Origin of the sequence: Trinickia sp., assembly GCF_051953955.1 — a bacterium.
GTDB lineage: Bacteria > Pseudomonadota > Gammaproteobacteria > Burkholderiales > Burkholderiaceae > Trinickia.
This window is the reverse complement of record NZ_JBQCIF010000025.1, coordinates 1-15,664: the sequence shown is the minus strand read 5'-3', so window position 1 is coordinate 15,664 and position 15,664 is coordinate 1. Positions and strand designations below refer to the sequence as shown.

The window sequence follows — 15,664 nt, the reverse complement described above, 5'->3', positions numbered from 1 at the left end:
GAACTTCCAACTCGGGGCACTAGGTATGCGTGGAATTGACCAACAGCAGCGGCGCGTGCGTCGCGTGCGCGACGCGTCCGGCCACACTGCCGAGCAGCCAGCGTGCGATGCCGCGGCGGCCGTGGGAGCCCATGACGATGAGGTCGGCCCGCCACTTCTCCGCTTCTCTCAGGATGGCCTGAGCGACGTCGTCGCGTACCTTCGCGGTGCTGATGAGCGCGGCAGTCGAGTGGTGCGGGCAGGCGGCCTCGAGCATCGGCCGGACGTCCTTCAGCGCTCGCTCTCCCTGTTCGATGAACGCATCTTCCAGCACGTCGACCGGAACGATGTCGGTGAACTGGCCAGCGCGATCGACGACATAGATGGCGCGCAGTTCCGCGTCGCGCGTAGCGAAAGTCAAACCGAACCTCAGCGCTTGCAGAGCTGGCTCACTGCCGTCGATCGCGAAAAGAATGCGTTCGGGGGTGCGGTGAACGCGTGCCTTGTCGCGCGTCGGAACGATCAATGTCGGGCAATGGGAGAGCTTGGCGAGCGATTCGGAGACCGTGCCGTTGACCCAGCGGGAAAGCCATCCGTGGTGTTCGTCGGCACCGAGGACCAGCAAGTCCGCGCGCCAAGCATGCGCGCAATCGAGCAGTCCATGGACGAGGTCGCCTCCGCGCTTTTCCAAGTCGATGACGTCGGTGTCCAACCGTACGTCCGTGCGTGCGAAATCAGCGCTCGCTCGAGTCACGGCCGATGTCGCATCCTGGAGCAGTTCCTGCCGCGCGGTGTCCAGCACGGCGGCCGACGACGATCCCAACGGAATCAATGTGCGCGGATTCTCCGCTACGCTGACGATGCGAACGTCGGACCCCGGCGGCGATATCTTGCTGGCAAAGTTCAACGCCGCCTGCGAGGCAGCGGAAAGGTCCGTCGCAATGAGGATTCTGCGGGGGCGGATCGGAGCGCCGTTAGATATAGTGTCGTCGTTCATAGTCTGCTCCGTGTCGGGGGCTTTTCACATTCTGTACTCGACGTTGCGCCGACGATTGACGCGGATCAACGGGGTGCGACATGCGTCGATGTCTCAGGGGCGACCCGTCGGTACGCGCTTCACGCCGAATGGGCGACGCGTGCGTCGACGGCGACGCAGGCGATGTCCCGGTTTCTTTGTCGCGGTAGGCTTTGAACGGTGCCGCCGGGAAAAATATTCGACGGCTTCATCGATCGTCGCAAAGAAGCAGGCGTCGCCGCCGAGCGAATCGAATAGCCCATACCGCCGCAGTTGGTCTTTTACCGGTCCCTTCAGTTCGGCGAAGCAGAAGTGGATACTGTCCCTCCCCAGGTCGTCGCGCAATGCCGCAATGACGGCGGCCGCCGTGACATCGATATCGGTCACGGGTTCCGCCGCGATGATCACGCGGCTTATCGGCGTCGGCGAGCGGGTGATGGCGCGGCGGACGCTATCCGCAAAAATGTCGGCGTTTGCAAAAAAGAGCGGGGCATCCCAGCGAAACAGCAGCAGGCCGGGGCATCGTTTCGCATCCGAGTGACGGCTCACGTCGTGATAGCCGCGTTTCCCTGGCACTTCGCCGAGCACCGCGCTGTAGGGATGCCACGCGCGCCACACGAACGAAGCTATGGCGAGCGCTATCGAGATGAAGATGCCCGGCAGCACACCGAGTAGCACGACGCCGACGAGGCAGAGGATCGACACCGCAAATTCGCCGGGCCGCACACGATAAAGTCTCGCGACGTTGCGCACCTCGACGATGCCGAGCGCCGCACAGATCACGATCGCCGCCAGCGCGGCATCGGGCACGTATGCGAGCATGGATGGCGTGAATAGCAAAAGCAGCGCGACCGAAGTAGCAGCCACGAGATTCGCCAGTTGTGTCTGCGCGCCCGCCGCCTGAGCGATAGGGGTGCGCGACGCGCTGCTGCTGACGGGGCAGCCGCTCGATAGCCCGGCAAGCAAATTAGCCATGCCCAGCGCGAATAGTTCTTGGTTTCTGTTCGTTTCTTCCGCTGTCACACGAACGAAGGCGCGCGACAGGATGCTGATATCCGCAAACGAAACGAGCGCGATCGCTATCGCGCCGCTAAGCAGGCTGCTGAAGCTGGCTGCGGAAAGCGGCTGAAGATGCGGCGGCGTCCATGCTGAAGGCAGTGTAGCCGCCACCGGTGCAAACGATATCCCTTGGTGACGCAGCCACCATCCTGCAGCCCCCGCGGCGAGCACGGCGATCAGCACACCGGGAGTGCGCGGAGCATAGCGCCGGAGCAGCAGGATCACGGTGATGCACGCAAGCCCGACGGTGGCGGACGCGACGTCAGCCCCGCCTGCGATCGGACGGCGCGCGATCTGCAGTGTGCCTTCGATCATCGAGCTTCCGCGATATGAAAGCCCAAGCAGGCGGGGAATCTCACCGGCCGTCAGCGTTACCGCTATGCCGTTCAGATAGCCGTAGCGGATCGGCCGCGACAGCAGGTCGGTGACGAAGCCGAGCTTCGCGAGGCCGAAAAGCATGCAGATCGAGCCCACCATCATGGCGAGCGTTGCCGCGAGCGCGGCCGTTCGTCCCGGATCGCCGTGCGCCAACGGGACGACGGCAGCGGCGATCAGTGCCGCCAACGCCGAATCGGGGCCCAACACCAGAATGCGGCTCGGCCCGAACAACGCGTATCCCACGAGCGCACCGATCGTCGCATAGAGCCCGGCCATGACGGGCACGCCTGCTGCCTCTGCGTAGCTGAGCCCGACCGGAACGAGCACAGCGCCGAGGGCAAGGCCTGCGAGCAGGTCGCTGAGGAGCCACTTCGGCTGATAGGTGCGCAGCGTGCGCAGCAACGGCAGGCAACGCTCCGCGATCGAGCGGAGCGGTTGCGTGCAGCCAGGCGGCGAATCCGATCCCATCGATCGAGTTCAAAACGCGATCTGCAAGAGGTAATCGAACGCGAGCACAACGAGCGAGCAAAACAGGCCCAGCGATACGTTTGCCAGGCGACGCCCAAGATCGGCATGCCGGCTGGACGATGCGATGACCAGAAAAAGCGCTTCGGCGAGGATTTGAACCCCGAACATCACGAGCATGAGCAGGAAATCGTACCCCGTCTGCTTGAAATTCGCGAAGTGCATGCCGTAGCGCGCAATCCAGTATGACACCCGGTAGGCCTCATATATGACGAATAGCAACGGAAACAGATAGCTCACCACATAGGTCGGTTTCGTCGCATGCCGCAATTCGAAATGAAGCGAGTGAATATGCTCCATGACGGCCTCCTATTCAAGAAAGAGCCGGTTCGAATGAATTTTAGGGCAGCAAATGCGGTATCTGTGTTGATGCCGGTCAATGGAGTGCGATCTGTTCGTACGGTGCGACACCGACGACGTTCGTTCAATGACGTTTCGCGATCGTTCTGAGGACCGAATCACCGTCGGCAGTCAGCCGAGGACACCGCGAGCCCGGTGCCAACTGTTCGAGTGCAATCAGTTGTCGCTCAACGAGAGACGCTAGATCGTCCGGGTCCAGTTCTCGTAAATCGGACGCGCGGGCAACGAGCAGCAAGGCAGAGAATTCGTGGGGGCTCAGCATGATCGACTCCATTGCAGCTTTCGAAGTAGGGCGGTCGCGTGGACGATTGCCAATTGAAGGATAAGCGTTCCCACCATCGAGTCATCGCGCATATTGTCGCAGGCACGCTAGGGCAATGCCGGTGCTTTCTCTTGCTCGTTCGTCGAACGCCTATCCGTGCGAGCGCATTGGAGGCCCTGAGCGCCAGTTGACCTGCATCAAGTGAATCCATGAAACGGTCTAGATAATCTGCCTACGCCAATGCCGTTTCACAGTTGAAGCGAAACGCGATGGGAGGCCGGCATTGCCTTCGCAACCTCGGATCTGCTCTCCGTTGACACCGAGAACAGTCTGACCAAAGATGGGTGGGAGAGCCTGCATGAGTCATTTTCTGGATCGGTTGCGCTACTTCTCGACGTCACGACCGCAGTTCTCGGACGGCCACGGCGCGGTGACCGAGGAAGACCGGAAATGGGAGAACGGCTATCGCCAGAGGTGGCAGCACGACAAGGTCGTCAGGTCGACGCATGGCGTGAACTGCACCGGCTCTTGCTCGTGGAAAGTCTATGTCAAGGGCGGCATCGTCACCTGGGAGACGCAGCAGACCGACTATCCGCGCACGCGTTCCGACATGCCGAATCATGAGCCTCGGGGCTGCGCACGCGGTGCATCGTACTCCTGGTATCTGTACAGCGCGAATCGCCTCAAATACCCGCTGGTGCGCAGCGCGCTCGTGCGGCAGTGGCGCGAGCGTCGTCGGACGCTCGCTCCCGTCGAGGCGTGGCGCTCGATCGTCGAAGACGCCGATGCGCGCCGCGCATACCAGAGCCGACGCGGTCTCGGCGGCTTCGTGCGCTCGACTTGGGATGAGGTCGGCGAGATCGTCGCGGCCGCCAACGTCCATACGGTCGCGCGCCACGGGCCGGATCGCGTCGTGGGCTTTTCGCCCATCCCCGCGATGTCGATGGTCTCGTATGCGGCCGGCTCGCGCTATTTGTCGCTGATCGGCGGCGTGTGCCTGAGCTTCTACGATTGGTATTGCGACCTGCCGCCCGCGTCGCCGCAAACCTGGGGCGAACAAACGGACGTGCCCGAATCGGCCGACTGGTTCAACGCGACCTTCATCATGATGTGGGGCTCCAACGTCCCGCAGACCCGCACGCCCGATGCGCACTTCCTGGTCGAGGCACGCTATCGCGGTGCGAAAGTGGTTTCGGTGTTTCCGGATTACGCGGAAGGCGCAAAATTCGGCGATTTGTGGCTGCATCCGAAGCAGGGAACGGACGCCGCGCTCGCACTCGCAATGGGCCATGTGATCCTCAAGGAATATCATCTGGCCCGAAAAAGCGACTACTTCATCGACTACTGCAAGCGTTACACGGATATGCCGTGCCTCGTGCGGCTCACACCGCACGGTGACGGCTACGTGCCGGAGCGCCTCGTGCGGGCCTCGGATTTCGACGACGCCTTGGGCGAGCGTGCGCTGCCCGAGTGGAAGACCGTGATGATCGACGATGAGACGGGCGAGTACGTCGTGCCGCTCGGATCGATCGGCTTTCGCTGGGGACAGCAGGACGCCGAGCCCGGCAAGTGGAATTTGCGGTCGGAGACGTCGCGCGGCGCGGCGTTGGCGCCGCGGCTTTCCTGCACGCACGCCCACGACGCGGTCGTCGACGTATTGTTTCCGTACTTCGGCAAGCAACCGGACGCGCGTTCCGAGCCCGTGCCTCACCGATCGGCGCTATCGCGCAAACTCGGGGTTCGTCGCGTCGTCACGCGCAAGGGCGAGATGCTCGTCGCGACCGTGTACGACCTCTTCATCGCGAATTACGGACTCGATCAGGGCCTCGGCGGACGTGACGTGGCAGCCGCCTACGACGACGATCAGCCGTGCACGCCGGCGTGGCAGGAAACGATCACCGGCGTGAAGCGCGCCGATGTCATTGCGGTTGCACGGCAGTTCGCGGAGAACGCGCACAAGACCCACGGCAAATCGATGGTCATCATCGGTGCGGGAATCAATCACTGGTTCCATATGGACATGTCCTACCGCGCGATCATCAACATGCTGATCATGTGTGGCTGCATCGGCAAGCCGGGCGGCGGGTGGTCTCACTATGTCGGGCAGGAAAAACTGCGCCCGCAAACCGGCTGGACCGCACTCGCGTTCGCGCTCGACTGGAACAGGCCGCCGCGTCAGATGAACGCCACTTCGTTCTTCTATGCGCACACCGATCAGTGGCGCTATGACCCGATGGATCCCAGCGCTTTGTTATCGCCGTTTGCCGACACGACACGCTTCCACGGTTCGCCGATCGACTATAACGTCCGCGCGGAACGCATGGGCTGGCTCCCTTCCGCGCCTCAGCTTCGGGAGAACCCGTTGCGGGTCGGTGCGAGCCTGTCCGACTCGGCGCTGCCAGGCGCGGAAGTCGCGCGACGGCTCGTGGCGGGCGAATTGCATATGGCGTGCGAGGACCCCGACGCAGCCGAGAGCTTCCCGCGCAACCTTTTCGTTTGGCGTTCCAACCTGCTGGGGTCGTCGGGCAAGGGGCACGAATACTTTCTGAAACACCTGCTCGGCACGACGCACGGCGTGATGGGCAATGAGTTCGTCGATGCGAAAGGGCCTCGTCCCGAAGAGGTGAAGTGGCGCGGTGACGCCCCGCAAGGCAAGCTCGATCTGTTGGTCACGCTCGATTTCCGCATGTCGACGACGTGCATGTACTCGGACGTCGTGCTGCCGACCGCGACGTGGTACGAGAAGGACGACATGAATACGTCCGATATGCATCCGTTCATTCACCCGCTGTCGGCGGCAGTGGACCCGGCGTGGCAGTCGAAGAGCGACTGGGAGATCTTCAAGCACATCGCCAAGCGATTTTCGGAGCTGAGCGAGGGTTACCTCGGCATCGAGCAGGACGTCGTGCTCGCGCCGATCGCGCACGACACGGCGGGCGAACTCGCTCAGCCGTTCGAGGCGCACGACTGGAAGCGCGGAGAGTGCGAACCGGTACCGGGGCGCACGATGCCGTCGGTCGTGCTCGTCGAGCGCGATTATCCGAACACCTACCGGCGTTTCACGTCGTTGGGACCGCTCATGGATAGGCTCGGCAATGGCGGTAAGGGAATCGGCTGGGACACCGGCGAGGAAGTGAAGCTTCTCGGCGAGCTCAACTACCGCGTGACCGACGAATGCGCGACGCAGGGGCGTCCACGTATCGAGACCGCGCTCGATGCAGCCGAGGTGATTCTCTCCCTCGCACCGGAGACGAACGGAGCCGTGGCGGTGAAGGCCTGGAGCGCGCTGTCGCATATGACCGGCATCGATCACACCCATCTTGCGCAGGCTCGCGCCGATGAGAAAATTCGCTTCCGCGACATCCAGGCGCAGCCTCGCAAAATCATCTCGTCCCCCACTTGGAGCGGGATCGAATCGGAGCATGTCTCGTACAACGCAGGCTACGTGAACGTCCACGAACTGGTGCCGTGGCGCACGTTGAGCGGGCGCCAGCAACTCTATCAGGATCACCCGTGGATGCGCGCATTCGGGGAATCGCTATGCGTCTACAAGCCGCCCGTCGAAACCGGCAGTTGCACGCACATGATCGGGCAGCGCCCGAACGGAAATACGGAGCGCGTTCTGAATTTCATCACGCCGCATCAAAAGTGGGGAATTCACAGCACCTATAGCGACAACCTGCTGATGCTGACGCTGTCGCGCGGCGGCCCGATCGTTTGGATCTCCGAGGACGATGCAAAGGCGATGCACGTCGCCGATAACGACTGGGTCGAGTGCTACAACTCGAACGGCGCCCTGTGCGCGCGAGCGGTCGTGAGCCAGCGCGTGCCTCCCGGCATGGCGATGATGTATCACGCTCAAGAGAAGATACTGAACACGCCCGGCTCTGAAATCACCGGTACGCGCGGCGGCATTCACAACTCGGTGACGCGCATCGCCCTCAAGCCGACTCATATGATCGGCGGCTACGCGCAACTGTCCTATGGCTTCAATTACTACGGCACGGTCGGCTCGAATCGCGACGAGTTCGTGATCGTCCGCAAGATGAATCGCGTGGACTGGCTCGACGGAGAATCCGCCGAAGCCGATAGGAGCCATGTCCGCGGCGTTGCGTTCGATGGAGAAACGTCATGAAGGTGCGCGCACAAATCGCAATGGTGCTGAACCTCGATAAGTGCATCGGCTGCCATACCTGCTCGGTGACTTGCAAAAACGTTTGGACGAGCCGAGAAGGCATGGAATACGCCTGGTTCAACAACGTCGAGACGAAGCCCGGCATCGGCTATCCGAAGCAGTGGGAGGACCAGGAGCGCTGGAAGGGTGGCTGGGTACGCCGGGCCGACGGGACCATCGAGCCGCGCGTGGGCGGGAAATTGCGTGTCATCGCACAGCTCTTCGCGAATCCGCACTTGCCGCAGATCGACGATTACTACGAGCCTTTCACGTTCGACTACGCGCATCTGCAGGAAGCGGGAGACCAGCGTGCGATGCCGGTTGCGCGGCCGCGTTCGCTCGTGAGCGGCGAAAGGCTTCAAAAAATAGAGGGTGGGCCGAACTGGGAAGAAATTCTCGGCGGGGAATTCGAGAAGCGAGCAAAGGACCGCAATTTCGAAGCGGTCCAAAAGGAGATTTACGGGCAGTTCGAGAACACCTTCATGATGTACTTGCCGCGGCTGTGCGAGCACTGCCTGAATCCGGCCTGTGTCGCCGCATGCCCGTCCGGTTCGATCTACAAGCGCGAGGAGGACGGCATCGTGCTGATCGATCAGGACAAATGCCGGGGGTGGCGCATGTGCGTGTCCGGCTGCCCGTACAAGAAGATTTATTACAACTGGCATAGCGGCAAGGCGGAGAAGTGCATTTTCTGCTATCCGCGCGTCGAGGCAGGGCAGCCCACGGTGTGCTCCGAGACGTGCGTCGGGCGGATTCGCTACCTCGGCGTGCTGCTGTATGACGCGGACCGCATTGCACAGGCGGCTAGCGTCGAGCGGGACACCGATCTCTACGAAAGTCAGCTTTCGTTGTTTCTCGACCCGAACGATCCCGAGGTGCTGGCGCAGGCGCAACGCGACGGCGTGCCCGCGGCGTGGCTCGACGCGGCACAGCGCTCGCCTGCATACAAGATGGCAATCGACTGGCGGATCGCCTTTCCGCTGCACCCGGAGTATAGGACGCTGCCGATGGTGTGGTACGTGCCGCCGCTCTCGCCGATCAACGCGGCGGCGAACGGCGGCATGCTCGGAATGAACGGCTATTTGCCCGACGTCGAATCGTTGCGTATCCCCATGCGTTACTTGGCGAATTTGCTGACCGCGGGCGACGAGGCACCGGTGAAGCTTGCGCTCGAGCGGATGCTCGCGATGCGCGCATTCATGCGCGCGCGTCATGTCGACGGCATCGATGCGCCGGGCATCCTCGAACAGGTGGGCTTATCGCTGCCGCAAACCGAGCAGATGTATCGCTACCTCGCGATCGCGAATTACGAAGACAGGTTCGTGATTCCGACGACTCATCGCGAGTACGCGGAGGACGCGTTCGAGTTGCGCTCCTCGTGCGGTTTCTCGTTCGGTAACGGGTGCTCGGGAGGGCGCTCCGAGACCAACCTCTTCAGCCCCAAAAAGGGAAAGAAGACGATTCCGATCCGGCAGGAGCCGTAAGATGAAACAGCCTATGCAATCGTCCTTACGCCAGCCGGTAAACCTCCTAGCGCCGCTCGAGCACGGCATGGCGTCCGATGCGGCGCAGGGGGGAGACGAGCAGTCCGAGGCAGATGCCGCGCTCGATGCGAGCTTTGCGGCGTTCTCCGCGCTGCTCGACTATCCCGACGCGGCGTTGCTCGACGCGCGGGAGTCGATCGAGCGTCACCTGCGCGGTGAAGCGCGCTTGCCGCCGCGCCAGCGTGCCGGGCTCGAGCGCTTCTTCGCATTCTGGCGTGAGCGCGACCTGATCGCGCTGCAGGAGAACTACGTTGCGCTGTTCGACCGCGGCCGTTCGACATCGTTGCATTTGTTCGAGCACGTACACGGCGAGTCGCGCGATCGAGGCCAGGCGATGGTCGACCTGTTGCAAACGTACGAGCAGCACGGGCTTTTTCTGAGGACTGGCGAACTGCCCGATTACCTGCCGGTGTTTCTTGAATATCTGTCCCGCCTGCCGGCGCCCGATGCCCGAGCCGCGCTCGCCGAGACGGGCGAGATCATCCGGGCACTCGCGACGCAACTCGCCGAGCGCAAGAGTCATTACAGCTTCGTCGTTGGCGCTCTATTGCCGTTGGCGGGCCTGCCGGCGCTCGAGGCGCCGGCAGTTGCGGAGAACGACGAGGCGGCGACACCCTTGAGCGCCGTCGACTATCGCGAGCTCGACGCGGCCTATGCGGACGAGCCGGTTCGGTTCATGGGTGCGCCGGCGCCGGCGGAAGAGACGGTGCGGTTCTACGACAAGCGGCCTGAACGACAGCCTTGGGCCGATCGCTGCGAGGAGGAAAGGCCATGAAAGGGTACCTGCACCCATTTTTGTTCGGAATCTATCCGTACATTTGCCTTGCCGTCTTGTTGATCGGCAGCCTGATTCGCTTCGATCGCGAGCAGTACAGTTGGAAGAGCGATTCATCGCAGCTCTTGCGGCGCGGCTCGCTCAAGCTCGGCAGCAACTTGTTCCACTACGGTGTGCTTGTCGTCGTGCTCGGGCACTTCGCGGGATTTCTCGCACCGCATTGGCTCGTTTCGCCATTTCTGTCGGCATCGGCCCACCAGTCGATCGCAATGGTGGGCGGCGGCGCTGCCGGCACCGTATCGATCGTGGGCCTGACGATGCTGATCGCCCGCCGGCTTCGCGACCCGCGGATACGGCGCAACAGCCGAACGTCGGACATCGTGATCGTCTTGATGCTATGGGTACAGCTCGCGCTCGGGCTGGGAACGGTCCTGCTGTCGCTGCGGCACATGGACGGCCTGCTGTTCGAGCAGTTGACTGACTACGTAAAGGGAATCGTCACGTTCCGCCCGGGCGTCGCGAGCTTGCTGACGGGCGTGCCCCTGACGTACCGGCTGCACATCCTGCTCGGTTTCACGATTTTTTTGGTGTCGCCCTTCACGCGGATGGTGCACATCTGGAGCGGCATCGCGTCGCTCGCCTACCTCGTGCGCCCCTATCAATTGGTGCGCAAGCGCTGACTTTCCAAGGCGGACGCGCGAGCGGACCGCTGCTCGATTGCCTCGACGAACAGGAGAACGGATATGGCGATTTCCGGCGGTGCGATGACGGGCTCGCTCGCATGCGCGAAGCCGGCGCGCGCTTGGCGCGTGCTTTTGGCGAGCACGCTCGCTTTCATGATGTGCTTCGTGGTGTGGATGATGTTCGGCGTGCTCGGCGTCAAGCTGCGTGAAGACTTGCAACTGAACGGCACGCAATTCGGCCTGCTGACGTCGACACCGGTGCTCACGGGCGCGGTGATGAGGCTTCCGCTCGGTGCATGGACCGACCGCTTCGGCGGCCGGATCGTGATGACGGTTCTGCTCGTCGTCTGTGCCGTGCCCGTCTTTGCGGTGAGTTACGCGACGCAGTTCTGGCAATTCTTGCTGATCGGCTTATTTCTCGGCTGTGTCGGTGCGTCGTTCGCAGTCGGCACGCCCTACGTCGCCCGCTTTTTTCCGCCGGAACGCCGTGGCCTCGCGATGGGCGTGTTCGGTGCCGGCACGGTTGGCGCAGCGGTCAATCTCTTCGTCACCCCCGTGCTGATGAAGGCTTACGGCTGGCGCTTCGTGCCGAAAGCATACGCCGTTGCACTCATCGCGACGGCTTTGATCTTTTGGCTTGCTTCGGCGCCCGACCCGGGGACCGGCAAGGCAAGGGGCACGTGGCGCGATTCGCTGCGCGTCGTTCGCGACGCGCGCGTATGGCGCTTATGCCAGTATTACTCGATCACCTTCGGAGGATTCACCGCACTGTCGTTGTGGATCCCTCAGTACTTGAAGGGCGAGTACGGCATGTCGTTGACTGCCGCGGCGGCTTTCGCCGCTGGTTTTTCGTTGCCCGGCTCGGTCCTGCGCGCGCTGGGCGGGGCGCTGGCCGATCGCTTCGGCGCCCATGCAGTCACATGGTGGGGCCTCTGGATCGCCTGGATGTGCCTGTTCCTGCTTTCCTATCCGGCTACCGACCTGGGCGTTCATACGCTCGACGGCGTCTCGACGTTGCATATCGCCATGCCGCTCGGCGGATTCATCGCGTTATCGTTCGTGCTGGGCGTGGTGTTCGCCTTCGGCATGGCCTCGACATTCAAATACGTCGCGGAAGCATTTCCCGAAAACATGGGCATCGTGACCGGCATCGTGGGGCTTGCGGGCGGAGTGGGCGGGTTCCTGTTGCCGATCCTCTTCGGCGTGGTGCTCGACCTGTTTCGGGTGCGCTCGACGTGCTTCATGTTCCTCTACGGGATCGTATGGGTGTCGCTCACGTTGATCTATCTATCCGAGGTTCGGCGCACGAAGTTCATCGGATAGCGGCTCGTTCTCGGGCCTCTCCGTTCTCCGGCGCCCGCGCAATACGGCGAGTTCAAGGCTGCTGCCCGGCATAGTATCGCGCGGCAGCCTCTATCTCCGCACGCGTCATTTGCCGTGCAACGTTGCGCATCTGCGCGTCGATGTCGTTATGGCGGTCGCCCGTCGCAAAGGCCTGTAGTTGGGCATGGATATAGGCTGCCGGCTCGCCTTCGAGCGCGGGAGCGCCCGTCTTGTGATCGGCCGCCCCGTGGCACGACGCGCAGGGCGCGATATTGCGCATCGGCGAGCCCGAGGCGACGATCTGCGGCACGTTCCCGCTCGCCGTGGGCGAGCCGGGGAGCTTGGGCAAGTGGGCGTAATACGCGGCGAGGTCGCGCATGTCCTGGTCGGACAATGCCGCCGCCATCGGGCTCATCGCCGCGTTCGTGCGCGCGCCGCTCTGAAAGTCCTCGAGCTGCTTGTAGATCACGGTGTCGTATTGCCCGGCCAGATTCGGCGAGTTTGCTTGGCTGATCCCTTGGGGCCCGTGACACATCGAACAGCGCTGCGCGAGCGTGGCGCCACGGCCGATCGCGAGCGGGTCGACCTGCGAGAAGGTCGTAGGCGTGACCACCACCTCGCTCGTTTTCACTCGCGAGGTGACGGGCGTTGCGACATACCATTGCCGCGGCACGCCGGCCGCGCTGCAGATTGCGTTCCAAATGCCCATGAACTGCGGATCGGTATGGACCGACGGCAGCCAAACGAAACCGATCAGGGTCGAAACGGCGGCTACGCCCACGGTCAGGCCGACACTGACGGTAAACCAACGGTTACGCAGCGAAAACAGGCGTTCTTCGGTGCTCATCGCGCCCCTCCCATATAGATCGCCGGCACCGACGTCTGTTTGAGCACGAGCAGTTGCGCGATCGGGTAGCCGTAATTGACGACGGTGAGCGCGATCATCAACGCGACCCATAGGCCGAAGCTGTTCAGCGCGACCGGTAGCTTTGCCGGCGGATGCACGGCCGTGCTGAACGTAAAGGCTTGCGTCGTCACCGGCTTTCCTCGATGGCCGTGCGCGAGCACGATGAAGAACAGCACCGCCGACGCCACGAGCATCAGCGCGCCGACGAACGACAAGTCGACGGTAATCGCCTCCGGGGCGATCGCGGGATCGCGGTAATCGAAGTAGGCCATTCGCCGCGGCATGCCGAGAATGCCGGCGTAATGCCAGGGGAACGTCGTCACGATCATGCCGATGAACCAGAGCCACAGTTGCCAGTGCATGAGCTTCACGCTGGAGAGGGCACGGCCCGTCAGGTAAGGCCACAACTCGTAGGCGATCGCGAAATACATGATGACGATCGCACCGCCGAAGATCAGATGAAAGTGGCCCGTGATCCACTGCGTGTTGTGGATCGTCGAGTCGAGCTGATAGCTCATGTTGATGAGCCCGCCGGCACCGCCGAATCCGAGCATGACGAACGAGAACGCGACCGCCAGCATCATCGGCTCGTGCCATGGCAGCACGCGCAGCCAGCCGAACGGGCCGCGCCCGCCGCGCAGCCGTCCGGCAATTTCGACCGAAGCGCAGATCGTGAAGACGGTCAACAGCGTCGGCACCGAAACGAGCGCGGTGAACACCGACTGCAGAAACTTGAAGCCGGACCCGACTTGAGGATCGGCGAACAAATGATGAAGGCCGATCGGCATCGCGACGACGAGGAACAAAATGAACGAGATCCGTGCCATCGCATCGCTGTAGAGCCGGCCGCCGACGGCGCGCGGCACGAGCGTGTAGTAGGCGATGTAGGCGGGCATGAGCCAGAAGTAGACGATGGCATGCAGCGTCCAGGAGAAGAACACGCGGGCGAGGCCCGCGTCGATCGTGCTCTTGAGTCCAAGGGCGACCGGCAGGATCTGGAACAGGATTTCGATTGCGGCGCCGACCGCCGTCCACGCCCACAGATACGATCCGGCGACGTTCGCGAACATGGCCAGGGGCACGGGCTTGCCCGGGTTCGCGGCCTTCCAGGCGTGCAGATTGACCGACATCAGGGCCACCCAGATCCAGGAACCGACGACGACCAGCACGACCCCGATGTAGTAGAACGCATTGCCGACCATCGGCGGATAGAACGTATAGAGCACCGAGGCTCGGCCGAGCGCGACGGGAATCATCGCGATGATCGACCCGGCCGCGACGAGCCACCATCCGAGCCACGCCCAGCGCTTGCCGACGAGCGGCTGCTCGAGCGAAATCTCGCTGATCGCGTAGCCGAACCCCATCGCGATGAGCGTCGGAAACACATAGCCCATGACCGAGCCGTGCGCGGTCACGGACCGGTAATAAAGCTCGGGGCGCTGGAGCCACGCGTGCAGGGGGCTGCGCACGTACATCTGCCACGCTCCGAGCAGCAAGGCGATGCCGAACGTGGCGAAGGCGAACCAGAAGTGGGCGAGAACGAGTCGTTTGTTATTGAGCACAGCTAAGTCTCCGCGCGTTGGCCGCGAGTGTGTCGAACGCGGCACGATCGAGCACCCGAACGTGCGCCCACATGCCTTCATGGCCGGTGCCGCAGTATTCGTGGCAGGGCATCAGGTGTTCGCCAGTTTTGGGAAAGCTCGTCTTGAAGGTCGAGACGTAGCCCGGCTCGACCATCGTATTGATGTTCGTATCGGCGATGAGAAAGCCGTGCACGAGGTCGGCGCTCGTCACGCGGAACGTAATCGGCGTATCAGCCGGCACGACGATGCATTGCGGCGTGAACGAGTATTGCTGTGCGACGATCCGCACCGTGACCGAGCCATCGGTTTCGGCGGCGCTGCCGAGATTGCTTTCGATGAACTCGCCCGATACGTGCAGCGTCGTCGGATCGATCGTCTCGACGCGGGAGGGCGGCATCATCGCCCAATGCAAGCCCGTGAACACGACCATCGCGACGAGCGCCGCGATGACCGCGATGACGAGGGCCGCCCATTTGCGCTCGATGCGAGCGGCGACCGCCGCGCTGCCGGGGTGGCGGGAAGGGTTGGGGATCGACATATCGCTCGCTCAGTAGATGAAGCCGCGCGGCAAGAAAACCAGGAAGTAAAACGCGAACCAGAGCGCGACGACGACGGCGGTGGCGATGCCGGCCACCGCAATCGCACCGGTCGGCCCCGAGCGAACGATTTCGTCGATGCGCTGCGTATCGGGATCGCCCGTGCCTGCATGTGCTTCGTGCTGGGGAGTCATGGCGTCCTCGGTTCAGTAAAGCGGGGCGGCGCGCAGTGCGTTGGCTTCCTTGGCCGTCACGGCCGTGCCGTGATTGCCCCAGGCCGTGCGGATGAAGGTCACGACGGCCGCGACCTCTTCGTCGGAAAGCGACTGCGCGAACGGCGGCATGCCATAGGGCGCCGGGTTCTTCGCGGTGCCCGGCGCATAGCCGCCATTGAGCACCATTCGAATCGGGTTGACGGCCGAGGTCATCTGGATCGACTGATTGTTCGCGAGCGGCGGAAAGTCCGGCAGCTTGCCTTCGCCGTGTTTGCCGTGGCAAGTCGCGCATTGCGCGTCGTAGATCTTGGAGCCGAGCCGCGAGAGCAAGTCGCGCGCTTCGCCC

General features: G+C 63.0%; 13 protein-coding genes. 5 read left to right on the top strand and 8 right to left on the bottom strand.

The features are described 5' to 3' along the window. Window positions 1-19 precede the first annotated feature (19 nt). The 3 genes from ACTHNZ_RS04430 to ACTHNZ_RS04420 form a co-directional block, all read right to left on the bottom strand. The gene (locus tag ACTHNZ_RS04430) at window positions 20-976 is read right to left on the bottom strand and encodes a universal stress protein (protein ID WP_440541286.1); all 957 of its coding nucleotides are present in this window, start codon (window positions 974-976) and stop codon (window positions 20-22) included. 93 nt (window positions 977-1,069) lie between these two features. Beyond that, a complete protein-coding gene (locus ACTHNZ_RS04425) occupies window positions 1,070-2,899 on the bottom strand; it encodes a SulP family inorganic anion transporter (RefSeq protein ID WP_440541285.1) in 1,830 nt (609 codons plus the stop codon). A 9-nt stretch (window positions 2,900-2,908) separates the two neighbouring features. Next, complete coding sequence (locus ACTHNZ_RS04420; protein WP_440541284.1) at window positions 2,909-3,256, bottom strand: hypothetical protein; 348 nt, start codon at window positions 3,254-3,256, stop codon at window positions 2,909-2,911. 680 nt (window positions 3,257-3,936) lie between these two features. Between ACTHNZ_RS04420 and ACTHNZ_RS04415 the strand changes: the two genes are divergently transcribed. From ACTHNZ_RS04415 to ACTHNZ_RS04395, 5 genes are all read left to right on the top strand, one after another. Then, the gene (locus ACTHNZ_RS04415; RefSeq protein ID WP_440541283.1) at window positions 3,937-7,713 is read left to right on the top strand and encodes a nitrate reductase subunit alpha; all 3,777 of its coding nucleotides are present in this window, start codon (window positions 3,937-3,939) and stop codon (window positions 7,711-7,713) included. Beyond that, window positions 7,710-9,236: a nitrate reductase subunit beta gene (gene narH / locus ACTHNZ_RS04410; RefSeq protein ID WP_440541282.1), complete on the top strand. Its 1,527-nt coding sequence runs from the start codon at window positions 7,710-7,712 to the stop codon at window positions 9,234-9,236. Before ACTHNZ_RS04415 ends, narH begins: the two co-directional genes overlap by 4 nt. Before the next feature lie 67 nt (window positions 9,237-9,303). Continuing rightward, window positions 9,304-10,071, top strand: coding sequence for a nitrate reductase molybdenum cofactor assembly chaperone (gene narJ, locus ACTHNZ_RS04405; RefSeq protein ID WP_440541342.1), 768 nt, complete (start codon window positions 9,304-9,306; stop codon window positions 10,069-10,071). Next, window positions 10,068-10,751 carry a respiratory nitrate reductase subunit gamma gene (narI, locus tag ACTHNZ_RS04400; RefSeq protein WP_440541281.1) on the top strand — a complete coding sequence of 228 codons (684 nt, stop codon included), beginning with the start codon at window positions 10,068-10,070 and terminating at the stop codon, window positions 10,749-10,751. Before narJ ends, narI begins: the two co-directional genes overlap by 4 nt. A 63-nt stretch (window positions 10,752-10,814) precedes the next feature. After that, window positions 10,815-12,077 carry an MFS transporter gene (locus ACTHNZ_RS04395; protein WP_440541280.1) on the top strand — a complete coding sequence of 421 codons (1,263 nt, stop codon included), beginning with the start codon at window positions 10,815-10,817 and terminating at the stop codon, window positions 12,075-12,077. Window positions 12,078-12,129: 52 nt separating this feature from the next. Here ACTHNZ_RS04395 and ACTHNZ_RS04390 read toward each other — a convergent pair whose 3' ends face one another. From ACTHNZ_RS04390 to ACTHNZ_RS04370, 5 genes are all read right to left on the bottom strand, one after another. Then, window positions 12,130-12,924, bottom strand: a complete 795-nt coding sequence (locus ACTHNZ_RS04390) for a c-type cytochrome (RefSeq protein WP_440541279.1) — start codon at window positions 12,922-12,924, stop codon at window positions 12,130-12,132. Beyond that, complete coding sequence (locus ACTHNZ_RS04385; protein WP_440541278.1) at window positions 12,921-14,546, bottom strand: b(o/a)3-type cytochrome-c oxidase subunit 1; 1,626 nt, start codon at window positions 14,544-14,546, stop codon at window positions 12,921-12,923. Before ACTHNZ_RS04385 ends, ACTHNZ_RS04390 begins: the two co-directional genes overlap by 4 nt. Beyond that, window positions 14,536-15,105: a cytochrome C oxidase subunit II gene (locus tag ACTHNZ_RS04380; RefSeq protein WP_440541277.1), complete on the bottom strand. Its 570-nt coding sequence runs from the start codon at window positions 15,103-15,105 to the stop codon at window positions 14,536-14,538. The genes ACTHNZ_RS04385 and ACTHNZ_RS04380 overlap by 11 nt, the downstream gene beginning before the upstream one ends. A gap of 9 nt (window positions 15,106-15,114) precedes the next feature. Continuing rightward, a complete protein-coding gene (locus tag ACTHNZ_RS04375) occupies window positions 15,115-15,297 on the bottom strand; it encodes a hypothetical protein (RefSeq protein WP_440541276.1) in 183 nt (60 codons plus the stop codon). A gap of 12 nt (window positions 15,298-15,309) precedes the next feature. Beyond that, a partial coding sequence (locus tag ACTHNZ_RS04370) for a c-type cytochrome (RefSeq protein ID WP_440541275.1) occupies window positions 15,310-15,664 on the bottom strand: 355 nt, incomplete at its 5' end.

Excerpts from the sequence above, each read along its gene's own strand:
- ACTHNZ_RS04390 (WP_440541279.1), bottom strand. The coding sequence starts at position 12,924 with ATGAGCACCGAAGAACGCCTGTTTTCGCTGCGTAACCGTTGGTTTACC.
- narI (WP_440541281.1), top strand. The coding sequence starts at position 10,068 with ATGAAAGGGTACCTGCACCCATTTTTGTTCGGAATCTATCCGTACATT.
- ACTHNZ_RS04415 (WP_440541283.1), top strand. The coding sequence starts at position 3,937 with ATGAGTCATTTTCTGGATCGGTTGCGCTACTTCTCGACGTCACGACCG.
- ACTHNZ_RS04420 (WP_440541284.1), bottom strand. The coding sequence starts at position 3,256 with ATGGAGCATATTCACTCGCTTCATTTCGAATTGCGGCATGCGACGAAA.
- narJ (WP_440541342.1), top strand. The coding sequence starts at position 9,304 with ATGGCGTCCGATGCGGCGCAGGGGGGAGACGAGCAGTCCGAGGCAGAT.
- narH (WP_440541282.1), top strand. The coding sequence starts at position 7,710 with ATGAAGGTGCGCGCACAAATCGCAATGGTGCTGAACCTCGATAAGTGC.
- ACTHNZ_RS04380 (WP_440541277.1), bottom strand. The coding sequence starts at position 15,105 with ATGTCGATCCCCAACCCTTCCCGCCACCCCGGCAGCGCGGCGGTCGCC.
- ACTHNZ_RS04375 (WP_440541276.1), bottom strand. The coding sequence starts at position 15,297 with ATGACTCCCCAGCACGAAGCACATGCAGGCACGGGCGATCCCGATACG.
- ACTHNZ_RS04395 (WP_440541280.1), top strand. The coding sequence starts at position 10,815 with ATGGCGATTTCCGGCGGTGCGATGACGGGCTCGCTCGCATGCGCGAAG.
- ACTHNZ_RS04430 (WP_440541286.1), bottom strand. The coding sequence starts at position 976 with ATGAACGACGACACTATATCTAACGGCGCTCCGATCCGCCCCCGCAGA.
- ACTHNZ_RS04425 (WP_440541285.1), bottom strand. The coding sequence starts at position 2,899 with ATGGGATCGGATTCGCCGCCTGGCTGCACGCAACCGCTCCGCTCGATC.